Origin of the sequence: Parageobacillus caldoxylosilyticus, from assembly GCF_019272935.1 — a bacterium.
GTDB lineage: Bacteria > Bacillota > Bacilli > Bacillales > Anoxybacillaceae > Saccharococcus > Saccharococcus caldoxylosilyticus.
On sequence record NZ_CP040553.1, the window covers coordinates 3,839,786 to 3,860,565 of the forward strand.

The following is a 20,780-nucleotide window of genomic DNA, read 5'->3' on the forward strand; positions in this document are numbered from 1 at the left end:
TCATTTACGAATCCACTCTGTTATTCCATTGGAAAATCACGATGGAAATGAATTTTACCGTTTTCATCACGAATTTCGACCGTCACTTGTTTTAATCCCGGATCAACCTTGAGTACACCAAAATTAAAGAACCCACTTTCAGCATACAGTTGCTCCGGCCCAAATGTAGGATCAAGTGTTGACGGCTGACCTAGGCCCGCACCGATCGGTCCGCTTACTAGTTCACGATAATCAATTGTGCCGTTATGGTCAGGGTCATACTGGATAATATCAGCAAAATGAACATCAGCTGTGACAAAATATACGTTTTTCATTTTATTCTCGATAATAAATTTAGAAATCTCCGCAAACTCATGTTCATACCCTGTTTTATCGTTCGGATTGATGTTGTCGCCATTCGCCCATCCATCGCGTGCATTTGGTTTCCCAGTCGGAATGGAAATCGGCACGGAAGAAGCAATAAGTTTCACCTTTGCATCTGAATTCAAGAGTTCTTTTTTCAACCATTCAAGCTGCTCTTGACCAAGCATTGTCTTGTCCTGACCATCTGGTTTCGTATCTGGATCACGGTAACTGCGATTATTTAAAATGAATAAATCAAGTGTATTACCCCATGAAAACTTATGATAAAGCTTCCCGGATGAACTCCGCTCGTCCAATATTGGCCAATAATCCGTAAAAGCCTGAAATCCGGTTGAGGCAAGCGGCTCAAATGGTCCAGAAAAGTCATTCGTTACCTCATGGTCATCCCAGATGGCATATACACTTGTCGATTGAAGCAATTTTCTTAAGTTTGAGTCGGTACGATTTTCCTTATATTTCGCCCAGAAATCCTCAATACTTTTTGATGGCGGATTCGGAACAGCCGGCGTAGTATTATCAGCGTAAATCGTATCCCCGCTAAACAAGAAGAAATCCGGTTTCAAATCCGCCATCGCCGCAAAAGATTTAAAAGGCGGGATTTTGCCCTGGCCGCCTGTATCACCACCCCAAACAATCGTCAATGGCTTCCGTTCATTTTCAGCCGGAGCGGTTTTAAATCTTCCACTCACCTGATGTGATCCAGGAAGAGCCTGAACACGGTAGTAATAAATCGTGTCTGGTTTCAAACCCGTCACTTTTACTTGTACGGTCAGATCATGTTCGGAAGTTGCTTTTTTGGTTTTCACGATGGCTTTTTTAAAAGCAGCATCCTCGGAAACTTCAAATCGCACCTTTGCGGGCTGGCTTGTCCTAGCCCATAATACCGCGGATGTATCCGTCACTTCGCCGCTGGCCGCCCCGTGGGAAATATACGGTTTCTTGTTCAATTCTACTAATTGATCAGGATAATTCGTAAACATTCCATCAACACCAAGGGATAATTGCTCGACCATTTCCTCCTTCGTATTCACGGTATACGGATGGACGACCATATGACGTTCATGGGCTTCCTGCATAAACGTCGGGGTGACGAGCGATTTATCCGGTCCTACACCTTCCGCATATTCCGCTGCTCGGTTAAAGACATCATCCAGATTTTGACCTTGAATCATGTCTGGACTATAAAGCTGAATAAGAGGAATATCCTTAGGAACCATCTCCTGTAATTTTCTTAAGCTCGCTTCGCTGAATGATTGGAAAATGACTTTACCTTTTTTCAAGTAACCGTTCTTTTTCAAGATCTTAACGAGTTTTTCTTCCATGCCCGGATAAACGTCAGGCGACTTTGTTTCTATGTACAGAGCAACTTTCGGATCTTTCTTTTTGATAAAATCGATTACTTCCTGAAGGGTTGGGATTTTCTGCCCGACATATTGTTTTTTTGCATACTCAGGGTAAGTCTTGTTAAACCAAGAACCGGCATCTAGCTTCTTAATTTCGGCTAATGTAAAATCTTTTACCCGCCAAGGGGCGCGGTCGGGATATACTTCTTCTACATTCGTTGTTCTTGCCAGCGTGGAATCGTGAATAGCAATTAACTCACCATCTTTTGTCATATGCAAATCCAATTCGACATAATCTGCTTTCATCTTAATTGCCTTTTCGTATGCTGCCAATGTATGTTCGGGTGCATAACCTGAGGTGCCGCGGTGGGCAATGACAGCAACATGGTCAACAATCGGTTGCAGCATAGATGACTGCTTAACTTGTTCATCAGCTGCCATCGCTTCCGGAGCATAATTCGCGAGTAACCCTAACGATAAAGAAAGTGATAAGCCAATCATTCCTGTCCTTTTCACTGCTATCTCGCTCCCCTCTAAAATTTTGATGATTTTCGACCATCTTCATTGTAAAAAATAGATTTAAAGGTAATATTAAAATAAATTTGAGATGATGTATAAAATTTTGTGTAAAGCATTTTACTAGATCAAAATAAAAAAGGTAGGGTATTCTCTGATTGAACCCAAACATTCCAGAGAAAGGAGAACCCTACCTATGTCTAAAAGTATACCGAATGTCGACTGGGCAAATCAACTGGAAAGTGTCATTCGTCAGTTTGTAAAGGAAAAATTAGAACTGATCATGCGGGAAGAAATCAAGAATTTCCTCGAAATAGAACAAGCCGGAACATCGAATATGAGAAACGGCTACTATCAACGAAATCTAGATACGCAATATGGCCGGATTGAAGGTCTTTTGGTCCCTAGAGACCGAAACGGAGAATTTCAAACGCAGCTGTTTGCCCCTTACCAACGCCACACGGGCTGGCTTGAGGAAGCCATCATCAGGATGTATCAAAGTGGCATGAGCACACGTGAAATTGGCAAGTTTATTGAACGAATTTTAGGCAATGCCTATTCTCCTGCAACGATCAGCCGTATTACCGATGTAGTGAAGGAAGACATCGAGAAATGGCACACTCGTCCACTGCACAAGCGTTATTCTGTCTTATATTTGGATGGTTTATACGTAAAACTTCGTCGCGAAACCGTGGAGAAAGAAGCCATTTATGTGGTGTTAGGGGTGAATGAAGAAGGATATCGCGAAATTCTTGATTTCTTTGTGGGAGGACAGGAAAGCGCCTATGTATGGCAGGAGATTCTTCAACAACTATACAACAGGGGCGTCAAGGAAGTGCTTCTGGGCGTATTCGATGGACTACCGGGGTTGGAGGAAGCCTTTAAGGCGGTTTATCCGAAAGCCGATGTGCAGCGTTGTGTCGTTCACAAAGTCCGCAACACGCTCCATCGTGTTCGGAAAAAAGACCAATTCGAAGTGGCCGAGGATCTCAAGCTGATTTATCGCGCGCCGAATAAGGAGATGGCGTTACAAATGTTTCAACAGTTTGAGTCGAAATGGTCCAGCAAATATCCAAGAGAAGTTCAATCTTGGGCCAATGAGTTGGATGTCCTCCTTACATTTATGGATTATCCAAGCAGTATTCGAAGTGTGATTTACACGACCAATGCCATCGAACGAACGATCAAGGAGATTCGGAAACGCCTAAAACCGATGAACAGTTTGAATAGTTTAGAAGCCGCTGAAAAAATCGTGTATTTGACCATTCAAGATTTTAATGAGAAATGGGCAGGGCGAAAGTTGCGAGGATTTGCCGAAGCGCATGAAGCCCTTCAACGAATGTTTGAAGAACGTTATCATTAACCAAATACTGTAAATAAACAAAATAGGGGGATTCTCCCTTTCCACACAGGAGACTGAATATTCAGTCTCCTGTGTGGAGGAAACTAGTTCCCTATTCATTCCAAATCCATTTCAGAGAAACCCTACCCCCATTATATTACACAAAATTCTTGACGGTACCAAATTTGAAGATTTGTTAAATAAAAAACAGAAAAATAAACGATAGAGTTTATCGTAAATTCATTTTGATGTTATCTTCCAATTTAAATAAAAATAGAGGCATTACGAAAATCGTAACGCCTCTACATACTTTGATGCAGTAGTGAAACAGAAAGGATAAAACTGTTTCTGTTTATTACCGCCCCCTGCTTCAGAGAGCTTTGAGCGCATCTTGTATAGGTTGATTACCACTGAGGAGCTCAAATGTTTTGTTTTTGGTATTTTCCATATCAAGACAAGATACAATTACTTGTGCGACATCTCCACGCGGGATATCTCTTCCTACAATGCTTTCAAAATGCTCAGCGATTTCCACTTTACCCGTAGGTGGTTCAAAACTTAGATACCCAGGGCGAACAATGGTATATGTTAATCCACTTTCTATTAAGTATCGATCCGCTTCCCCTTTTGCTTTTAGATAATGAGCCAAATTTGGTAAAGCATCCGGATTACCAGATCCATACGAACTAAGCATGATAAAATGAGAGATGCCTTCTTTCTTTGCTGCATCAATAAGGCGTTTTGCTCCTTCTTGGTCTACAGAAATGGTTTTATCCGGACCTGTATGTGAGCCAGAACCAGCAGCGAAAATCACCGCATCTATACCTTTAACAGCATGAGAAACATCTTTTTCAAGATCAGCCAATATAGTTTCCTTGGCACCAAGCTGTTTCAATTTTTCTGCTTGAGCTGCATCTCTAATCATTGCGTAAGCTTCATGTCTATTGCTTTTCCCGAGCAGCTCCACGATCAATCGACCCGTGTGTCCATTTGCGCCTGCGATAAGTACTTTCATATTCCCACCCCTTTTCTAATGAATGGCTTTATACTACCATTACCACCAGTTCCATAGCCATGTTAATCGGTAAGCTTTTTATTCCTACTGTACTGTGGAGGATGCGCACTTACTTTACTGCATAGCATCATTTTGAATCAGTTTGACACACCATATCCATGATTATTTTTTCGTTAATGAATGGCTATATGTATTCCCTAGCTCATACGCTCGATGGAAAAGACTCTCATAATGTTTTTTGACTTCCTCTTCATTCTCAATATCTTCCGCTAACGTGTTATACAGAAATGCCACTTCCGATTGAGGAATACCTGTATAGCCGGCTAAACCAGCATTCAAATAATGAGAAATCATCGTAACGAAATTTCTTTTTTTAAGACTTTCTTCTGTCTCTCCGACAAGCGGAATCCACAATACCTTTTTGTGTGGAAGGCGCGTTCCTCCATAAGCAAAACCATAGTTCCATACCCGGTCTATATATCCTTTTACCATTGCCGGTAATGAATACCACCATAACGGGAAGATGAAGGCTAATCCATCGTTTCTTTTCAATCGTTCCATTTCTGCGTGAACACGAGGAGAATATGTTTTATTCGGGTTGTCCCAATCAGGTTCATCTTGTTCGTATAACAGCGGATTGAATTCTTCACCGTACAAATCCGCAATTTCCACTTCATGTCCAGCATCTTTTAACCCTTGAATGAAACGCTCGGCAATTGCAAAAGTAAGGGATTCTCTTCTGGGATGTGAGACAACGGTCAACACTTTCATAGAACCAGCTCCTAAATATAAATCATTTTTGGATGAACTATCTTTAAATTACCATTATCTTCATTTAACTATCAAATGATAGGCTTCTTACTCCAGTTATTATACCCGTTGAACGTGTAAGAATTCATTGACGGCAGGATAATGGCACATTATAATCATAGTAAATAGATATGATTTATATAATTTAATTTAAGAAAGAGGGACGGAAAATGAGCAATATTTTAAACGAAGTGTTGGCCGCGAATAAAAAATATGCTGCTAATTTTGGGGACAAAGCAAATCTGGCGATGCCGCCGAAGCGCCGATTTGCGATTCTGACCTGCATGGATGCGCGCCTCGACCCAGCCAAGTTTGCCGGACTTACGGAAGGCGATGCTCACGTGATCCGAAATGCAGGAGGCCGGGCAAGCGACGATGCGATTCGTTCCCTTGTAATCTCGTACAAGCTGTTGGGAACACGGGAATGGTTCGTGATTCATCATACCGATTGCGGTATGGAGACGTTTACCAATGACATTATTCGCAATTTGCTCGCTAACAGTTTGGAACCAGCTGAGTTTGATGGGAAAAATTGGCGTGATACAGGAAGAGGACCCGGTTCCAGAGCGGGGGAATACATGGAATTTTTGACGATCAGCAATCTTGAACAGAGTGTTATTGACGATGTTGAACGGATTCGTTCTCACCCTCTTGTTCCGGGCTACATTACGATCTACGGTTTTATTTACGACGTGAAAAGCGGTCGTTTGATTGAAGTACCTGAAGCTAACCGCATTGGTCGGGCAACCATCTGATCATCCGTGTTTTTGTGATCCGTAATCGGTAATTTTCTTCTGCAAAAATGAAACATTGTTGATATAGATATAACATCGTTAAAAGCATGAATTTGTTAATGGTGATTTTGAGTCTCCCTTCCCTTTTGAATTTTGAATCTTTTGAATCGATCACCATGATTCTTCATTATCGTCTTCAATAGTAATAAAAAAGCGAAATGTCCTGTTTGGGCAAAGTTGCTAAACCCAAACTTTCATCATAAATAAAAGAGCTGAATTCGTTACAACTCAGCTCTTTTATTCTTTATAAAATAGTATAGGAACCAGACTGCATGGTTTTGCTCATCTGCTGCTGCACGACGAAAAACTTCTTTGATATATGGATCATTCGTCTCATCAGAAATATCTAGATAAAAATCAACAGTTTCTTGCTCATCTTTCAAAGCATATTCTAATCCTTCCACGTAGGTATTAGGACATTCCTCAATAACTTTTACATCAGGCTGCATACCTGTCAGATTTACATATATTTGTGTAAATCGTTGATAGTGTTTTATTTCATCGTTACGAATTTCAAGAATTTGAACCCTTTCCCTATCCGTAGGAGCCATTTTTGCTAATTTGGCATAACATTGAATGGCGCTATACTGTCCATTTATTGCCTTTTCAATGTCACGTATTAATTTGTCTGATTGTATGCTTGATTGCCTGTTAGGGTCAGCAAAGTTGTAAAGATATGGATACATTATAGACCCTCCCCCAATATTTATTCAACTTCATATTATGATGAATATAACATTAGGTGCATGTTTTACGATCCCTCCCTTTAAATAAAATTCCTGATGAAGGAAATATCCATCATGGACGGGATCAACCGTAGCAATCCTTCAAGCTCTTTTGGACTAAAGGGACTTCGGTGAAAGAAAGTTTACATTTTATCGAAAAAGCTTAAGTGCTTATTCCTATCTCGGATACAGGGGGCGGGATGACAAAAGAGCAGAAACAAACATGTACAAAATTCCTTGAAAAGTAAAAGAGCTGCCGCGGCAGCTCCTTCAGTCATATTTACTAGCTCATCAAAGTTGGTATTTTGTTCAAATGTCTTCATGTTCTTATCTCAAGAAAGCAAGACACCCGAGAGAAATAATCAACATTCCAGCGATTTTGTTTACTGATTTTAAATAAGGTGTGATCTTATTTTTAAAAATACTTACACTGAAACTTAAAAGGAACCACCAGAAAATCGCTCCTAGAAACACACCAGAGACAAATATAAATGCAGTTGAAGGCGAACTAGCTGTTTTATCAAAACCTAATCCAGCAAACATAGCCACAAAATTTAAGATGGTAGTTGGATTCGTAATCATGAGAAAAAGAGTAGACAAATACACCCTAATTAATCCATTTCCTTCCAAAGAAGCTGCTCTTTCAGCAGGTTTTGCCAGAAAGATTTTTACTCCTAAATAAAGAAGAAATACTCCTCCTATGATTCTTAAAATGAATTGCTGTTCCAATAAGAAAGAAGAAACAACAGAAAAACCAAAAGCTGCAAAGCTAGCGTAGATCATATTGGCCGTTGAGGCTCCTAAACCGGTAAAAAATCCTGCCATTTGACCTTTCGTGAGGGTTCTTTGAATACATAACAATCCTATTGGTCCCACTGGAGCAGATACGGAAAAACCTAAAATGATGCTTTTTAGTAACAACAACCCCTATTTTCTCCTTGTTATTATTCTTAAAGTTTGATAAGCAAAATTTTATCACATTTCAAATCTCTACTGCATCACGGATTATGAACATGGATCAGTGCGGCTATCATGATTCTTAGACTTCTTAATCATATAGAAAAAGACTGTTGATAAAAATCAACAGCCTTTTTCTTATAAGGAATCGCAAGTATCTGCTGCCAGCGGCTGCGGGCAAGCTAAGGCCGCTGCCTGTTGCAGGATGGATCTGATTGCTTCCGTTGCCCAGCTGCAAAGATGGCGTTCACAACATTTCACATTGATAATATGAGAAAAATCATTGTTACTATGGTGACGAAGTAAAAAATGAATAATTTGTGAACTGGTAAAATGTACCTACCATTTTCCGCAGAATTTTGTATGATAAAGTGGGATGGGGTTTGTTGGGAGGAGGCATAGAAAATGGCAAAATCGGAATTGTAACAAACAAAAACAAGCACTAAAAAAGCAAGAGACACCGTTAAAAGGCACACTTGCTTCCATGTTCTTACTCGGATTTCTCATCATTTTCTCATGGATTACCGTTTATTTCTTATTCTTGCATCGCTTATAAGTTTTCGGACCACGTCTGCTTTTGGGGCTGGATCGGTTTTCGGGCGGTGACGATCGGCACGGTGACAACAGCGTTTTTCATTTTAACCGAGCAAGTATCGGTATTAGAACAGCTACGTTAATATGAATTTAACCGCTATTTACTGAATGTATAGTTTTTTAATTTTGAATAATTATCATAATTTCAACTTTTTATTTAAGAAGAATTATGTCAAAAAACAAATGTTTATGCCAAAAAAACCAATCATTCATACTTAACATCTGACATTCCTTTTTATTAAAGTTGAATTCATTAAAAAAATTTGTCATGTAAAGGAAGGTGTAAATATGTTCCTCGACATTGTAAAAAACGTCCTATTAAATTTATTTTTTATTCTGATCCCGGTTTTCATTCTTGCATTATGGCTTGAGGAAAGAAACGCACCTGAAAAAATAAGGAAGTACATTTTAACACTCGCTTCCGCCATTATCATCATTCTTTGCATGACATTTCCTATCAATTCCAACATCGATACAGAATACATTTACGATTTACATCAAGTGCCTCTTTGGTTGGGCAGTTTGTATAAAGGGCCGATCGCCAGCCTTTTTCTTTGTATGGTGACGATTGGCTACCGCTCTTTTTTTGGCGGAAAAGAATTCATGCTGACCGCTATTACATCGGTCGCCATTATGATCGCCGGCATAGCCTTATCGAAAAAATTTTTGGCCTTGTCTTCCAAACAGCGCATTTTGCTTGCTTTTCTATTATCCGCTGTTTCCGAGATGCTCATGGTCGTTTGGATCCAATCCTTTCATCACACATTGCCGGCTTCTTCAGCGTTTTGGCTCTACCTGCCTATTCAGCCAATCAGTATGATTTTCACATGCTATCTTAAGGAAATTTTATATAAAAACAGCGTATTAAGAAAACGGATTATCCGCGCGGAAAAAATGGAAGTGGTCAGCCACTTAGCTGCTTCCATTTCCCATGAAGTGCGCAATCCCCTAACGACCGCGCGAGGGTTTATACAATTGCTGGAGCAAAGCCATTTATCGCAAGAAAAGCGGAAACAATACATTCGCATTGCCATCGAAGAATTAGATCGCGCTCAAGCGATTATCACGGATTATCTTACATTTGCCAAACCTGCTCCGGAAAGCGTAGAAAATCTAAATGTGAAAACAGAAGTTGAACGCGTCATCGATATTGTGCGTCCGCTGGCAAACATGAATAGTGTTGAAGTCCAAACGTCGCTCATTCCTTGTAACGTCAAAGGGGAACGCCAAAAGCTTCAGCAATGCTTGCTCAATATTATCAAGAATGCTATTGAAGCAATGCCAAATGGCGGCACACTCGAAGTTTACATTTCTATCGAAAAAGATCAAGTGCTTATCCGCATCTCGGATACAGGGGTCGGAATGACCAAAGAACAAATCGAACGCCTTGGGGAACCATATTTTACAACAAAAGGAAGAAGAGGTACCGGACTTGGAATGATGGTCGTCTATCGAATTATCGAATCGATGGGTGGAACGATCCAAATTGCAAGCGAAGTCAACAAGGGAACACAAGTATCATTATATCTTCCACTCACGCAGTCTCTGCATACCCCTTCTGTGGAGCAAAAACATGATATCTTTGCCGCTTCATGAGACAAATCATGAAGCAGCAAGCCTTTCATTTAAAGGTATCTCAAAAACTACAAAACAACGATATCCTTTGCTAATTTATCTATAAAGAAGAAGGATCAGATGACCTTCGGAAGGAAGATCAAATGACCTTCTTCTTTTTTACTTCCCCCAAGTGAATCATGATATTCAGAAGAATTTTTGCAAACGAAACGAACGGATTTCGTCCTTTTTCACTCCCCCGTGAGGAAGCGTCCAAAAATTGGATTTTCCATCTTGCAAACGCACCATAAAAATCAACCATATACTGCATCATTAGGCGAACCTCCCCGCCTAAATGCTAGGCATTATAGACGGAACATCCTTTGGCGGTTTGGACAACTTGTCTGGTGTTTAAATGTTTAAGATGATCAAACTTTTTGAATCAAATTGGAAATAGATGCCAAAACCTCCCGAAAGTTGGCTATCGTAAGCTCGAATGTTTTAAGTCCGCGAGAGATAATTTTGTTTTTAATCGCCTTGTTTTGACAACTTTTTCTAGATAACAAACCTCTTTCTCACGAGTATGTTTTATGTTATGATTGTAGAACATTCATACATTGTAACCAAACCCAAGGGATGGATATGATCATGATTTCCAATTGGAACGGTGAACATGCATGATCATATGAAATCGGATCACTTTTAGAATTCTTATTTCAATATATCAACTCTCTATCGTTACCAGAAACACCGTATGTGACCAAAAATCGGCACTGAAATGTTTCTTTTTGAAAACCTATTTTGCTATCGATCTTTGCGGAAATTCGTGCGCACCTGCAGCGTTTTCACTGTTTTCATCGGACCTGCTGGCTTGGTGAAGCCCTTTCATCTTTTTTGTTTTCCCACGCAGCAAAATGGTCCCGGGAACAGGGATTTCCTGCCTTTCATGCACAGCTGTGAAAAGATTTAAAAACACGGTATCCCCAAATTGCGCTGATCGACAGTACTGCCCTCGGAGCAGCTTTACGATTCACAGGCAAAGCGGGGGGAGTATTCACCTGCTACCACTTTGTTGAAAGGATATATAAGCTCCATCTCTGCATACTCACTTACCAAGGGAATCCAACCGCGAATCGGAATGATGCGGCAGCGCCAAAACTGCTTCCTTCTTTGCAGCAATGGGACATCAAATTTTGTATTAGGCAATGCCGCGTATGACAGCGAAAAGATTCGTCAAACAACAGAGCAATCAGGAATCATATGGATTTCCTCATCAACCACTGCAATAGCAAGGAACGGAAAGATGCCTACGAAGAGGCCTTTCCTGCCTTTTTGTGTCTTTTTGAAAACGGGGTTGACCAATGGTTGTTTGAACTTCGTCGCAAGACGGAATGGATGTTTAATGAGTGAAAGTGTGACGGATTGGAGCAGCCACGATGGTGTGGATTTCATTGATGTTTACTATATGTATTATGCTGCATCCTTATGCGTAGCTTCGAGTTTTTCTCTAGTTTTACAACACCATCATTGTAATATATAAATCATTTAGTTGTAAAGGAGTATCATTCAAAAAAAATGCATGAATTTGAAAGGAATAGACACTCATTTTACAGTTTATATTATCATTTAGTTGTTGTTACAAAGTATAGAAAAAAATGCATCTCGAAAGAAATGCATCACCGCTTGAAAGAAATCGCCGAAGATATCTTTTCCCGTTTTAAATGCAAGCTAATCGAAATGAATGGAGAAGAAGATCACATACATTTATTGTTTAAAGCACCTCCACAAGTCCAGCTTTCTAAATTGATTAACAATTTTAAAACTGTTTCATCTCGATATATTCGCAAAGAATTTCAGAATGAGTTGTCAAAGTATTATTGGAAACCATATTTTTGGAGCAACAGTTATATGATTTTCTCGACAGGGGGGACTCCACTAGAAGTAATTAAAAAATATATAGAAGAGCAAGATAAACACTCCTTGACTCCCCCCTCCTAAATGCTTCGCATTATAGAAGAGGAATGCGTCGAGGTTTTTGGGTTCAAGGGGCGCCGTTCCAGGGGGATTCAGGCATCACTCCGATGCAAAAACGAGAAAGATACGCGAAACTCTTGCCATCACATTGTTAAGGACCAAACAGCCCTAGTGGCAAATCACTGGGAAAAGCGTGGAACGGAGCTATGTTTTTCATAGCGGCAACTTAATTCCCATACACCATGTTCATTAGGATCATACAATACAACTTGTGCTCTCTTTGTGGCAAAAAAATCATATTTAGCTAAGCATCCGCATATCATACATTAGCCTATCGGAGAGGTGAAACCATATGTGGAGTAAACCTAATATGCCGGGGCATTTTGCTGAAGACAGAACAAAAGCGATGATTTTGCCACCAGAACAATTTGCAGCCCCACCAGAGCCTCTTTCAGAAAAAATGTTTATTGAGCGCTCCCTTACTGAAAATAAATTTTGGCTTCGTATTATGAAGGAGCATGCATTGTTTCTTGGGGAAGGTATGAATAGAAATGATAAAGATTTAATTCAACAAACAGAACGTTTCTACCACTATTTTGAACAACAAGAAAAAAGGGCGCATCAAACGCCAGAATCAGTTGAAGCAGTTAGAAAACTGAATGAAGACAGTATCCAGTTGGTGTATGGATTTAGAAATTTCAAAAGAAATCTTCTCATTCTGATTATAAATGAAAAAGTTCGGGGTTTTAATTTTCCTCTCCTTGTTGACCATATTGCTCGTGAAGCAGAGTATTTTATGAATAGCCTTCAAAAATTTAACAATGGCATATTAGAGCCTATTCAAGACGCCATTATCCACGAGAATGTTTTTTGGCTACGCATTATGATGGAGCATTCCCGTTTTATCGCTTCATTACTAGACCCATCTGAGAGAAATTTGGTGGCTACTGCACGAAAATTTGGCGACGATTTTGAAACCTTGTTAAACCAAGCTAGAGACGTGGAATCCATGCTTTATCATAAGAAACCGACCTATCCGATCATCGGAAAGATGAATAAGGATAGTGAAAGTGCAACGGAAGAATTAAGAAACTTCAAGAAAGCGGGGCTTGAGCTAATTAAAAGTTCCCAGATTCGAAACATTATTAATCCTTTACTAGCTGACCACGTTCTTCGCGAAGCTGAACACTTTTTATTCATGATTCGTGTTCTTGAAGAGCGGTTAAAACAAAAACAGAAAGAGACCAACATGTAAATTTTTTTAGGATAAAAGCCCTCTTTATTGTATATCTATTCTTATTTTAAGATTTTATCCAAGAAGCTCCCCCCACCTCTAAGCAGAGCATGGGTGGGGAGAGTTCAATCAGACGAAACTTTAGATGCTTCGTTTGTCCTTTTCAGCCATGCATATATTGTTTTCACATCTTCTTGATCAAGATCTGCCACTTCTCCACGGGCGCCGATTCCGGGCATGACCGTTGCCGCAATGGTTCCGAGGTGTTTTCGCTTCTGAAACCAGGTAGAAGAAGCTTCCATGGATTGAATACGATTTTTTAACATATACATGGCTTTCATGTTGAAAAAGCCGCTTCTTAGTGCAAGCTGATGAGGCGAAATCGCCCAGCCGGCCGCTTTATAACTTAAGTAGCCGAAATATGAAACGATGGGAAGCCACAACAAAAGCAACAGCCCCCACGGACGCAAGAAATAAGCGGCGATGCAAACAGGAAGAATCAGCACATATAAAGGACGGGCCGTGTAGCGGATGCATGCTCGCTTTGGCAACGCATTGAATTCATGGTGGATGCTATACTCCGGGAGACAGGAAGAAATAACGGAAGCAATCCGTTCTTTCTTTATTAACGGGCAGAGTATAATACTCCCGTGATGGCCGCCATCCAATGCCCCACCCGCATGAATGATATAAACGGAAGCATACCCAAGCCAGCGGCGAATCATGTTTTCTTTTATTACAATCCCTTGAACCCGTGCGACAGGCGTTGTCACTTTTCTTCTTTCAAGCAATCCTCTCGAAATGACGATGTCTTCATCTATTTTTTCCACCGTAAAAAAAGCGTACCGCAGCATATTTTGAATAATGGATATCATATAAGCGGCAATAAAAATCAATAAAACAGCCATCATCGTATCAAATAAACCATGCGCGAACATCGTTTGCGCATCTTTATATAGCATCTCATAAGGAATGAGATCGTCAAATTGGGAGATAAAAAGGAAAATGGCAGCAATAACGCTAAGTGCCCCACCGCTTGTCACCGCTACTTGAAAAACTTCCCAAAAACTCATCGAAAAAATGATGTTTTTCGCTTCTTCCTGTAATGGTTGATGGATGGAGACAAAAGAAGATGCAGTATTTTCATCCAACAGCATCATTTCATCATTTATCATTTCCTTTGCTTTTCGAATCCAACGTTGAATTCGTTCCGCTTCTTCCCTTGTTACAGCCGTTAATACCACTTCGGCTTCTCCTAACTGATTTCCCGCTGTTTCTATATTGACTTTAACGACTCCTGCCAATCGTTGCAGAAAACCTTCGGAAATGGAAACGCCTTGAATGCGTTCGAAAGGAATATATCGTTTTTTTCTTACAAACACACCATGTTCAATGCGCAATTCCCCTTCTTCCAACCGATAGGTAAAACGGAGCCAAGAAACAATTCCGATCACAATGGTGTACATGACAACCGCCGATGGCACGGCGATATCCCACATCATGGAAATGGTTCTATTCCCGACTATGACGAGAAGGAGGAGCGGAAAAAACGCGTCTTTCAATTGCTTAACAATATTGACGATGACAGAAATGGGATGAAGCCGTTTTTTCTCAGACATCGTCATCCGCCACCCTTGCCAATCTGGAAATAGAATAGCGCAGCTCCTCTGCTTCCTCTTCATCGAGTGCCGGAATTTCATGCACCGTTGCGGCTGTCGAAATCGTTACGGAGGCCAGTTTGTATTTTTTGAACAATGGCCCTTGCTTAGAATCGACGTGCTGCACGCGAATCATTGGGATCAACGTTCGCTTTACCGTAAACAAACCTTGTTGAATCTCGATTTCCTGCTCACGCACTTCATAGCGCCAGCGCCGCCAGCGTAATCTTGGGATAAAAAAGAGGAACAAATAACCTTCTCCTATAAACAAAAGAATCAAGATAGGAATAATCCATTTCGGCCCGTCAAAAATGATAATCAGGACAATGACAGCGGCAAAAGCGGCAAAAGAAACAGCCAATCCAATCATGCCGTATATCCGCCATACCGATAATGCTCGTTCGGAGATTCTTTTTCTAGGTTCTCCATTCATGATTTCTCTATCCCCCTTAAACAAAGACAATCCATCGACGTAATGGTTATACGTATTTAGTATACAAGAAGTTTCCATCTTTAACTATCTGTTACTGTAGAATAACAAACTTTTGGAAAAGCAGGAGAATGAGCATGTTTCAAGAAAAATTATAGGATGCGAAGCCATTGGAGAACGTGAATGATAAACCACTACGCCTATATTGTTCGTCCGCTGCGAAACCATCGCCCTTGCCAAGGCATTTGGTTTATACTGCAGCTCCTTCATCACTTTTAATACTTTTTCACGCGTCTCTGGACTTGCAACCCCTTTTCCCGAAATGACGCGCGAAACCGTCGACTTCGAAACACCAGCCCTCAACGCGATGTCTTTAATGGTGTAGCCCACTAAAGTTAACCTCTATACCGTTTGGTCCGGTTCGTTTTCAAAGCCGCTTTCCAAGATGGATATTATACATGCATTCATTTGTCAAATCATTTGCAACTTCGTCATGAAAAAAGGCACGAATCAAATCCGTGCCTTCCGCCGTAACGAATCTATTTTTTTAAAACAGCGTCCATATCCGCGCTGGCTGTTTCTGTTTCCCATCGATGGCGTCACCGGATATAAACAAAAAAGCCAGGCGGTCATTTTGCCTATGCCGCATGGTTTAATGAAACAATCCGCTTTTTTTCGCTTTTGCATGCAGCGAATGCATGTATTTATTCAACGGTTCTTTCAGAAACGTACCTAATAAGAGAGCCAGGACGGCAAACATCATGAGACGAACCGCATCGTTTTTCACTTTTCCCCACACAATGCCGCCGACTGCTTCGCGCATCAAATCAATCGCATACGTAAACGGCAAAAACGGGTTGATGTTTTGGAAAAATTCCGGAATAAGCTGAACCGGATACGTCCCCCCTGCTCCGGCGATTTGGAAAACGAGCAGGACGATGGCCAGCGCCTTGCCGACGTCGCTGAATACTGATACGAGCGTAAAGACAATGACAATAAACACAAAGCTGCATAACAGCCCAAAGAGGATAAACCAGCCGGAGTCATGAATATAAATATTCTTTAAAAGAAATACATCTCCTAACGTGACAATAAGCGCCTGAATACTGTTGCATGTCCAAAACGTCAGCAGCCGGCCAAAATAAATTTCTCTGCTGGTATACCCTTCTGCCTCATAAGGTTCGGTAGAAAGCAACGACACTAACAGCAGACAGCCCACCCATATGGACAAGACGGTATAAAACGGGTTCATCCCCGATCCATAGTTCGGAAGCGGAAACAATCTATGCGTCTTTAAGTCGACGGGATGGGCCAAAAATTCACCTTTTGCGCTTGGATCATTTTTTAATAAACGAATGATGTCGTAGATGTTTGTTTCTTTTTTCAATTTTGCAAGAAAGGAAGCGATATCGTTGACTTTCCGCGCAAGAAACGGATACTGGTCGCTTGCCGTCTGCAACATTTCTTCCCCCTGCTTGAGACCGCTGCCGGCGTGCTGAAGAAGCCGCTCTAATTCCAGAATGGTGTTGGCGATGTCCGCGAGCATGCGGCGGGCGTCTTGAAGCGTCTGCTTCGTTTCGTTCATTTTTTCTTTCATGAGTGGTGCGATATGTTGCTCGTATTCATTCATCACCCGATCGACTTGCTTAACCGCAGCTGCCGCCCGCTCATTTAGGTCGGTGAGAAGATGGTTGCCTGGCTGCGCCCCGTTTTCACTTTGCTCGTACGCTAACTTGGCAAGGCGCTGTGCTTCTCTTAAATTGGATTTTATGCCTGTCAGACGGCCGGACAATTGTTCCATATTGGCGGAAGCCGTGCGAGAGAAAGCTCTCTTTTCGATCATGTTATTGAATATGCGAAGCTGTGTTTGCGCTTCATCTGCCATTTGTTCCCCAGCTGCGGCCATGCTCTGGACGTCGGAAAGCCATTGCCGCTGCTGGGCAAGGGAAAGGTTTTCTTGCAGCTTGTTAGTTGCGGCATAGATGGACATGGCGATTTGCTGCAGCGTACGCAAATTTTCCGCGATTTGCGGCGTCAATGTCTTTGCTTTTGCTTCCGCTTTCGTGAAAAACTGATTCGTTTCATCAAGAAACGCAATGCCGCTGTTGACGATCCGTTTCGCTTCGGGAAGCGTTTTTTCCGCTTTATTGACGAGCCGTTCCGCCTCTTTCGCGTCGGACATCGATTGGTTTAACAACCGCTTGATTTCCGGCAGCTTCGTCTGCAGCTGAAAAATCAGGGTCTCAAAATGGCGAATATCTGGCAGCTGTTGTTCTAATGCCACCCCCGCTTCATGAAAGATAGAAAACAAAACGCTGTTGACAACAGCGACAAATTGATCGCTTACTTGCTCGGTGATGGTGCTTGCTCCTTTGGATGTGATTCTCGGCGCAATCGCGTTCTTTTTGTCATTTTCATAGTAATGAATGACGGCCTGCTCCGGCCTATCTTGCACAATGGTAGCCAATTTTTCTGAAAAATCGCTTGGAATGACGATCGTCGCAAAATAATCGCCATAGCGGACGTTTTTCATTCCTTCTTGTTTGCCAACAAATTGCCAGCCTAAGTCATGATTGTTTCGTAGCGCCCTGACAATTTCTTTTCCGGCGTTAAACGCATGTCCTTGAATTTTTGCCCCTTTGTCTTCATTGACAATTCCTACTTTAATGTTTCTCGTGTTGGCGTACGGATCAATAGAAGCTTCGATATTCACCCACGCATAAAGCGATGGCAGAAGAAGCAATCCGCCTACCAATACCGCCGCTACCCAGTTTGTTGCTATTTGCTTCATATCGTGAACATAAAGATTCCATATCTTTTTCACGAACCTCAACTTCCCTTTAGTGTGATTAAACTGCTTTTGTTAGTATAAACCAATGAAAAAAAACTAAACATAAGCGGCGGATTGGAAACAAGCACGGTATGTTTACAAAAAAAACTGCTGGCTAACCAGCAGACACACATACCATATTATTTTTTATAAAACAGCCATAATGCGCAAAACAATAGTATGATTCCCGTCATTCTTCTCATGTCAAAAGGAATTTGCTGCCCGCCAAGCAAGCCAAAGTGATCGATGATGGAACTCATCACCAACTGTCCGGCGACAACGGCCATGATAGAAGTAGCAACCCCGACTTTCGGAACGATGAGCACCATGACAACCACGTAAAAGGCCCCGAGCACCCCACCAAGCAGCTGCCACTTCGGCACGGAAAACATTTGCAGCAAGTCTCCTTTTCCAAAAAACAATTGCAATAAAAATAACACGATCGTGCCGATAAGAAAGGAAACGAATGCTCCTTCCATCACGCCGACTCTTTTGCCGAGACCGCCGTTGACGCCAGCTTGCACCGACGTTGCCATTCCTGCGACGATGGCAAGAATCATCCATAACCACTTCATTGCTAATCCACATCCTACATAATAATGAAAAACTTTACTAATTATCATATCATGGAGGATAATGACATGGAAGAAGTTATTTCCGTGATTTTTCAAAACGACAAAAACAGCAGACGGGCCAACCCCATCTGCTGTTTTTGTTATATTATTTATGGATGAGCAAATTTTGCAAAAGCGCCGATCGCCCATTTCAAATTTAGAGATCGATCATTGCATTTCCTTCTGTTCTTGCTAAAATAATAGATGTTGCTTTTCTTGTTGCACCATGTATACCGATGGTGTTTTTTGCATGTACCTTAACGATGTAAGGAGAGAAACATATGAACATTAGAACTATCGTCGTAAACGGCATTTTAGCGGCTGTGTACATCGCAGTGACGATGCTGATTCAGCCGTTTGGATTTACTAACGTGCAGTTTCGCGTCTCGGAAATGCTGAATCATCTCGTCGTGTTTCATAAAAAATATTTCTTTGGCATTGTGTTAGGCGTCTTTTTTGCGAATTTGTTTTTCTCGCCGATGATGGCGTACGATCTCGTTTTCGGGGTCGGGCAGTCGGTCATCGCCCTCCTGATCACGATTTTTTCGATGCGGTATGTGAAAAATGTATGGGCGCGGATGGCTGTCAATACGCTGGTGTTTACGTTTACGATGTTCTTGATTGCCTGGGAGTTAAAGCTGGCGTTTGACCTGCCATTCTTTTTCACCTGGCTGACAACCGCAGTAGGAGAATTTGTCGTCATGGCGGTTGGCGCGCCTATTATGTATGCGGTAAACCGGCGTGCACATTTGGATAAATTAATGGAAACATAAAGCGGCAAGGTTTTACCTGCCGCTTTTTCTTATGTTAGACGAATTTGCTCCTGCGTCATATCATAAATTACGTTGTCGCACCAAGCACGTCGCCAATTGCAAGCCCTATTATCCGCCTTTCATCCGATCAATCCATTCCATCTCTCCCTGCCGTCCTTTCAAAAAGAAACAATATGTGTAGGAAATACTACGATGCTACATATATCTATCCCAATTCCTTCGGCCAACTCGGTTGCTAGGGCAACATAAATAAGCGCCAGCTTTTTGTGGCAGATTAATCATTTTCCTCCCTTTCTCCTGACAGCGCCAACGTGCCGATGAATCCAGCCAGCATCACAATAACAACAACCCCGGTCAGGATATTCACTTTATGCGAAATCACTTTGCCGTTTCGATACAGCAATTACCAAATTTTCGCTGCAATGATCCCTAGTAAAATGCCAATAATAGCACTGGATAACGTACCGATTAGATAATATTCGGCAAACTGCTTATGCTCAAACTGCTTAAAACGGGTCAGCGTTTTTAATGCCGCCAAGAATGCGAGTCCCTGTGGCATATCCATCATCATAAAAATCACAATTAATGTCCGTTCTAGCATCCCGATGAGTTGACCGATTTTGGCTGGAGAATCATGAAAAAATTGTTCTGTTTTAATTGTGGTGATTTCCACTTCTTTTTTTCCACTATTCTCATGTTTCGTTTTTACTTCGATTTTCTCATCTGATAAACGATAAATCCCTTCTTGCAGCTTGTAATTGGGGGCGAATTCCCTTAATAAAATTTCCAGAAAATGCCCGGCTCCATAAGTCGCTAAAACAAAAATGCATGCAGTGGCTGCCGCTTTTTCTGCGAAAGTCTTTCCAATAATGTCTAAAAACGCTGGCGGTTCAAAGATACAATAAAAAGTAAACAAGATGACCAAAAGGTGAAGCATTTGGTCCATTATAAATAAAAGCGCCTGACTAATAGTTTTATTAAATACCATATCTAATTTTATTTTGCCGTAATCAATGATAAAATGGCAGATGGAAATAAGCACAATAGCTTGTGCCAGCATTAGCAGCCCGGAAAGTGAAAACGATGGAAATATTTCTAGGGCAACAATGCTCGCGACCGCCATAAGAATAGTATGGACAGCTAGATGTTTTCCTAAATCGGCAAGCGGTTGATCATGTCGTTCCTGAACTAGTCGATCTGAATGGACAATAAAATCTCCTAGCAAATGAGCAAGATAAAAGTATATCCACAATG

General features: G+C 41.3%; 20 protein-coding genes and 1 pseudogene. 8 read left to right on the forward strand and 13 right to left on the reverse strand.

The window, feature by feature from the left end:
- Positions 1 to 20 precede the first annotated feature (20 nt).
- Complete coding sequence (locus tag BV455_RS19460; protein ID WP_235605579.1) at positions 21 to 2,147, reverse strand: glycerophosphodiester phosphodiesterase family protein; 2,127 nt, start codon at positions 2,145 to 2,147, stop codon at positions 21 to 23.
- A gap of 271 nt (positions 2,148 to 2,418) precedes the next feature.
- On the opposite strand from BV455_RS19460, the gene BV455_RS19465 reads away from it, so the two are divergent.
- Positions 2,419 to 3,585, forward strand: a complete 1,167-nt coding sequence (locus BV455_RS19465; protein WP_131874374.1) for an IS256 family transposase — start codon at positions 2,419 to 2,421, stop codon at positions 3,583 to 3,585.
- A 349-nt stretch (positions 3,586 to 3,934) separates the two neighbouring features.
- Here BV455_RS19465 and BV455_RS19470 read toward each other — a convergent pair whose 3' ends face one another.
- Together BV455_RS19470 and BV455_RS19475 are read right to left on the reverse strand one after the other, a co-directional pair.
- Positions 3,935 to 4,579: an SDR family oxidoreductase gene (locus tag BV455_RS19470; RefSeq protein WP_042411246.1), complete on the reverse strand. Its 645-nt coding sequence runs from the start codon at positions 4,577 to 4,579 to the stop codon at positions 3,935 to 3,937.
- A 162-nt stretch (positions 4,580 to 4,741) separates the two neighbouring features.
- A complete protein-coding gene (locus tag BV455_RS19475; protein ID WP_042411244.1) occupies positions 4,742 to 5,350 on the reverse strand; it encodes an NAD(P)H oxidoreductase in 609 nt (202 codons plus the stop codon).
- Between the two features lie 209 nt (positions 5,351 to 5,559).
- Here BV455_RS19475 and BV455_RS19480 point away from each other — a divergent pair, with 209 nt between their 5' ends.
- A complete protein-coding gene (locus tag BV455_RS19480; protein WP_042411241.1) occupies positions 5,560 to 6,144 on the forward strand; it encodes a beta-class carbonic anhydrase in 585 nt (194 codons plus the stop codon).
- Between the two features lie 260 nt (positions 6,145 to 6,404).
- Here the strand turns inward: BV455_RS19480 and BV455_RS19485 are convergent, their stop codons facing one another.
- Complete coding sequence (locus BV455_RS19485; protein WP_061579749.1) at positions 6,405 to 6,869, reverse strand: ferritin-like domain-containing protein; 465 nt, start codon at positions 6,867 to 6,869, stop codon at positions 6,405 to 6,407.
- A 366-nt stretch (positions 6,870 to 7,235) separates the two neighbouring features.
- Complete coding sequence (locus BV455_RS19490) at positions 7,236 to 7,832, reverse strand: LysE family translocator (protein WP_017434547.1); 597 nt, start codon at positions 7,830 to 7,832, stop codon at positions 7,236 to 7,238.
- A gap of 409 nt (positions 7,833 to 8,241) precedes the next feature.
- Between BV455_RS19490 and BV455_RS20555 the strand changes: the two genes are divergently transcribed.
- Both BV455_RS20555 and BV455_RS19495 read left to right on the forward strand, forming a co-directional pair.
- A complete protein-coding gene (locus tag BV455_RS20555; protein WP_071532927.1) occupies positions 8,242 to 8,421 on the forward strand; it encodes a hypothetical protein in 180 nt (59 codons plus the stop codon).
- 326 nt (positions 8,422 to 8,747) lie between these two features.
- Positions 8,748 to 10,055 (forward strand): ATP-binding protein, encoded by a 1,308-nt coding sequence (locus BV455_RS19495; protein WP_042411238.1) that lies wholly within the window; start codon positions 8,748 to 8,750, stop codon positions 10,053 to 10,055.
- A gap of 118 nt (positions 10,056 to 10,173) precedes the next feature.
- On the opposite strand, the gene BV455_RS19500 is transcribed toward BV455_RS19495, so the two are convergent.
- Positions 10,174 to 10,347 (reverse strand): hypothetical protein, encoded by a 174-nt coding sequence (locus BV455_RS19500; protein WP_218687582.1) that lies wholly within the window; start codon positions 10,345 to 10,347, stop codon positions 10,174 to 10,176.
- A gap of 356 nt (positions 10,348 to 10,703) precedes the next feature.
- Between BV455_RS19500 and BV455_RS21075 the strand changes: the two are divergent.
- The 3 genes and pseudogenes from BV455_RS21075 (at position 10,704) to BV455_RS19510 (ending at position 13,242) form a co-directional block, all read left to right on the forward strand.
- Positions 10,704 to 11,468: pseudogene (locus tag BV455_RS21075) on the forward strand (ISNCY family transposase).
- 120 nt (positions 11,469 to 11,588) lie between these two features.
- Entirely contained in the window at positions 11,589 to 12,011 is a 423-nt protein-coding gene (gene tnpA / locus BV455_RS19505) for an IS200/IS605 family transposase (protein WP_017437212.1), read from the forward strand.
- Positions 12,012 to 12,339: 328 nt separating this feature from the next.
- Entirely contained in the window at positions 12,340 to 13,242 is a 903-nt protein-coding gene (locus BV455_RS19510) for a DUF2935 domain-containing protein (RefSeq protein WP_017437211.1), read from the forward strand.
- Positions 13,243 to 13,346: 104 nt separating this feature from the next.
- Here the strand turns inward: BV455_RS19510 and BV455_RS19515 are convergent, their stop codons facing one another.
- The 5 genes from BV455_RS19515 to BV455_RS19535 all read right to left on the reverse strand — a co-directional run bounded on the left by BV455_RS19515 (position 13,347) and on the right by BV455_RS19535 (position 18,714).
- Positions 13,347 to 14,840, reverse strand: a complete 1,494-nt coding sequence (locus tag BV455_RS19515) for a PH domain-containing protein (protein ID WP_174407507.1) — start codon at positions 14,838 to 14,840, stop codon at positions 13,347 to 13,349.
- Positions 14,833 to 15,312: a PH domain-containing protein gene (locus tag BV455_RS19520; RefSeq protein WP_017437209.1), complete on the reverse strand. Its 480-nt coding sequence runs from the start codon at positions 15,310 to 15,312 to the stop codon at positions 14,833 to 14,835. The genes BV455_RS19515 and BV455_RS19520 overlap by 8 nt, the downstream gene beginning before the upstream one ends.
- Positions 15,313 to 15,396: 84 nt before the next feature.
- A complete protein-coding gene (locus tag BV455_RS19525; protein ID WP_061580001.1) occupies positions 15,397 to 15,699 on the reverse strand; it encodes a LacI family DNA-binding transcriptional regulator in 303 nt (100 codons plus the stop codon).
- A 262-nt stretch (positions 15,700 to 15,961) separates the two neighbouring features.
- Positions 15,962 to 18,133, reverse strand: coding sequence for a YhgE/Pip domain-containing protein (locus BV455_RS19530; RefSeq protein ID WP_218687583.1), 2,172 nt, complete (start codon positions 18,131 to 18,133; stop codon positions 15,962 to 15,964).
- 146 nt (positions 18,134 to 18,279) lie between these two features.
- Positions 18,280 to 18,714: a DMT family transporter gene (locus tag BV455_RS19535; protein WP_017437207.1), complete on the reverse strand. Its 435-nt coding sequence runs from the start codon at positions 18,712 to 18,714 to the stop codon at positions 18,280 to 18,282.
- Positions 18,715 to 19,034: 320 nt separating this feature from the next.
- Between BV455_RS19535 and BV455_RS19540 the strand changes: the two genes are divergently transcribed.
- Complete coding sequence (locus tag BV455_RS19540) at positions 19,035 to 19,526, forward strand: QueT transporter family protein (protein WP_017437205.1); 492 nt, start codon at positions 19,035 to 19,037, stop codon at positions 19,524 to 19,526.
- A 274-nt stretch (positions 19,527 to 19,800) separates the two neighbouring features.
- Here BV455_RS19540 and BV455_RS20735 read toward each other — a convergent pair whose 3' ends face one another.
- Both BV455_RS20735 and BV455_RS19545 read right to left on the reverse strand, forming a co-directional pair.
- Positions 19,801 to 19,929: a hypothetical protein gene (locus BV455_RS20735; RefSeq protein ID WP_017437204.1), complete on the reverse strand. Its 129-nt coding sequence runs from the start codon at positions 19,927 to 19,929 to the stop codon at positions 19,801 to 19,803.
- Complete coding sequence (locus tag BV455_RS19545; protein WP_061579999.1) at positions 19,930 to 20,778, reverse strand: DUF3307 domain-containing protein; 849 nt, start codon at positions 20,776 to 20,778, stop codon at positions 19,930 to 19,932.
- Positions 20,779 to 20,780 lie beyond the last annotated feature (2 nt).

Excerpts from the sequence above, each read along its gene's own strand:
- BV455_RS19510 (WP_017437211.1), top strand. The coding sequence starts at position 12,340 with ATGTGGAGTAAACCTAATATGCCGGGGCATTTTGCTGAAGACAGAACA.
- BV455_RS20555 (WP_071532927.1), top strand. The coding sequence starts at position 8,242 with ATGGGGTTTGTTGGGAGGAGGCATAGAAAATGGCAAAATCGGAATTGT.
- BV455_RS19475 (WP_042411244.1), bottom strand. The coding sequence starts at position 5,350 with ATGAAAGTGTTGACCGTTGTCTCACATCCCAGAAGAGAATCCCTTACT.
- BV455_RS19465 (WP_131874374.1), top strand. The coding sequence starts at position 2,419 with ATGTCTAAAAGTATACCGAATGTCGACTGGGCAAATCAACTGGAAAGT.
- BV455_RS19540 (WP_017437205.1), top strand. The coding sequence starts at position 19,035 with ATGAACATTAGAACTATCGTCGTAAACGGCATTTTAGCGGCTGTGTAC.
- BV455_RS19520 (WP_017437209.1), bottom strand. The coding sequence starts at position 15,312 with ATGAATGGAGAACCTAGAAAAAGAATCTCCGAACGAGCATTATCGGTA.
- BV455_RS19500 (WP_218687582.1), bottom strand. The coding sequence starts at position 10,347 with ATGATGCAGTATATGGTTGATTTTTATGGTGCGTTTGCAAGATGGAAA.
- BV455_RS19480 (WP_042411241.1), top strand. The coding sequence starts at position 5,560 with ATGAGCAATATTTTAAACGAAGTGTTGGCCGCGAATAAAAAATATGCT.
- BV455_RS19515 (WP_174407507.1), bottom strand. The coding sequence starts at position 14,840 with ATGTCTGAGAAAAAACGGCTTCATCCCATTTCTGTCATCGTCAATATT.
- BV455_RS19495 (WP_042411238.1), top strand. The coding sequence starts at position 8,748 with ATGTTCCTCGACATTGTAAAAAACGTCCTATTAAATTTATTTTTTATT.
- BV455_RS19485 (WP_061579749.1), bottom strand. The coding sequence starts at position 6,869 with ATGTATCCATATCTTTACAACTTTGCTGACCCTAACAGGCAATCAAGC.
- tnpA (WP_017437212.1), top strand. The coding sequence starts at position 11,589 with ATGCATGAATTTGAAAGGAATAGACACTCATTTTACAGTTTATATTAT.
- BV455_RS19470 (WP_042411246.1), bottom strand. The coding sequence starts at position 4,579 with ATGAAAGTACTTATCGCAGGCGCAAATGGACACACGGGTCGATTGATC.
- BV455_RS19460 (WP_235605579.1), bottom strand. The coding sequence starts at position 2,147 with ATGGCAGCTGATGAACAAGTTAAGCAGTCATCTATGCTGCAACCGATT.
- BV455_RS19535 (WP_017437207.1), bottom strand. The coding sequence starts at position 18,714 with ATGAAGTGGTTATGGATGATTCTTGCCATCGTCGCAGGAATGGCAACG.